The sequence below is a fragment of the Nonomuraea diastatica genome, from assembly GCF_004349015.1.
Classification (GTDB): domain Bacteria; phylum Actinomycetota; class Actinomycetes; order Streptosporangiales; family Streptosporangiaceae; genus Nonomuraea; species Nonomuraea diastatica.
In genome coordinates, this window is record NZ_SMKP01000387.1 from 1 (window position 1) to 1,988 (window position 1,988).

A 1,988-nucleotide genomic window follows, 5' to 3' on the forward strand; every position below is an offset into this window, starting at 1 on the left:
CCGCGGCTTCGCCGTCCCCGACGACACCCGCACCCGGATCACCACCTGCACCGACCTGGCCCAGCTCGAAAACTGGGCCATCCGCGCCGCCACCACCCAGACCCTCCACGACCTGTTCGACGAACCGGGCTGACGTAGGGGGTCGGTGGCTGGCTGAGCCGGCCAGAGGCTTCGGGAAAACCGGCACCCAAGGGTGTGCCCATCCCTCGCCCTGTGCATGACTCCTACCCATCCACAGAATCACGTTCGGTGCGTGGCCCCGTCGCCCGGCCAGGTCACTCTTGGCCACATGCGTCAACCACCATCAGACTCGCTGGTCCTGCGCGCCGCGAGGGTCACGCGCGTGGTGCCGCAGGCCGTCGCGTGCCACCGGACGGCCGCCCACATCTGGGGCGTGAGCGTGCTGACCACCCCGGAAGCCGACTGGCCCGTCGAGCTGGCCGCACCCGCCCACCTGGCGCTCCCCGGTTGCGTCACCTACGTGACCCCGCTCCTCGGCGCGGACGTCACCACGCACAACGGCGTCCGCCTCGCCACCATGGAACGCACGGCTCTCGACTGCGCCCGCTGGTTGCCGCGCATGGACGCCGTGGCGGTCCTCGACCAGCTGGCCCGCAAGGGCGTCGACATGGACGCTTTATGGCACCGGCCGCTCACCTCGTGGCATCTGCGGGACCTCCTGACCCTCGCCGACCCGGGAGCCCGCTCACCCCGCGAGAGCTGGCTGCGGGTCATCCTGGTCGAGGGCGGCCTGCCCCGGCCTGCCTGCCAGATCAGGGTCGAGCTGGTCGGCGGCCGGCTCGCCTACCTTGACCTGGGCTGGGAGGAGTTCAAGGTCGCCGTCGAATATAACGGCCAAGGCCACCACACCTCGCCCACCGACCAGCGACACGACAGCGACCGGAGGGAAGCGCTGCGGCGGTTGGGCTGGAGGGTGATCGCCGTCCGGGGAGACGCCATCCCCGGCCAGGTCCCCGACCTGCTCCGGCATGTCTCCAGCGCCCTGCTGGAGCGCGGCTGGCGTCCGGGGCCTGGGGGCACCGAACGTGTCCTGCGCCGCATCCGAGCCGCCCGCCACAGGTCCCGCTACCGCCCCGGCCGCTGAGACGCCCGGGTGTCGGCGACCATGGGAGAGCCGGATGCAAGTCCGGCAAATGTCCGCCTGACGGCCTGGCATTGCCGCCTTTTCGCGCGCAAGCAGTCCTGCGAACCTGGCGAGTGAGTCGGGCGGCTGTTCTGGTGGTGCGAGCCTGGCAAGCGAATCGGGCGGCTGCGATCCCCGCCAGCACATACGGAATGAAGGTTCCGTAGTCAGGCCCAGCAGGCAGGGCGATTTCCTATGCGAGCAAACATGTCAGATTTCCCGTGCGCAGGCCTTCGTGTCTGGTTGGTGAAAGATCTAGCCGATCCTGCGCTCCTGCCTGGGCCGGCCCGTAGTGAACTGGCGAAGTGGATGGGCGCAGAGCAGCCCGTACTGCCGGATCTCCAGCTCATCGTGTCGGAGTTGGTGAGCAACGCCGTGCTCCACTCGGCTGCCACGTGCGTACGGCCGGGTCTGCTCTCGTCCATCCATTACGGCGAACTGGAGGTGGCGAACTCGGGGCTGTCGGCCACGGTCCCGATGCGCTGCCCTGAGGCGGATGAAGAAACCGGGCGCGGCCTGTGGGTGACCGACGACCTGACGAACGGCTGCCGGGAAACGAGCCGTGCGGCGACGGGTGACCGTGTCGTGCGCGCATTCCTGCCCCGGCAGAGCGGCCCGCCACTGAGAGTTACCTGGTCAGGGGGTGGCGATGGGCGAGCATGGTTGTGGCCGTTGGATCCTCGCCTTCGCGTACGTAGGTCCTGAGCGGATCGGCGTTCCTGGTGTAGAGCGTCAGGCGCTGTGACAAGCGCCGGAGGGGTGAGGTTAGCCGATGGCGACCGGGAGTTCTTTGATGCCGTTGATGAAGTTCGAACGGAGGCGGCGGGCCGGGCCTGTCTGGCGG

1 protein-coding gene is annotated in these 1,988 nt (G+C 69.2%); it reads left to right on the top strand.

The window, feature by feature from the left end:
• The first annotated feature begins 289 nt into the window (after positions 1-289).
• A complete protein-coding gene (locus tag E1294_RS51760) occupies positions 290-1,105 on the top strand; it encodes a hypothetical protein (protein ID WP_132520669.1) in 816 nt (271 codons plus the stop codon).
• The last annotated feature ends 883 nt before the right edge of the window (positions 1,106-1,988 follow it).

Coding starts and splice junctions, on each gene's coding strand:
- E1294_RS51760 (WP_132520669.1), top strand. CDS start 290: ATGCGTCAACCACCATCAGACTCGCTGGTCCTGCGCGCCGCGAGGGTC.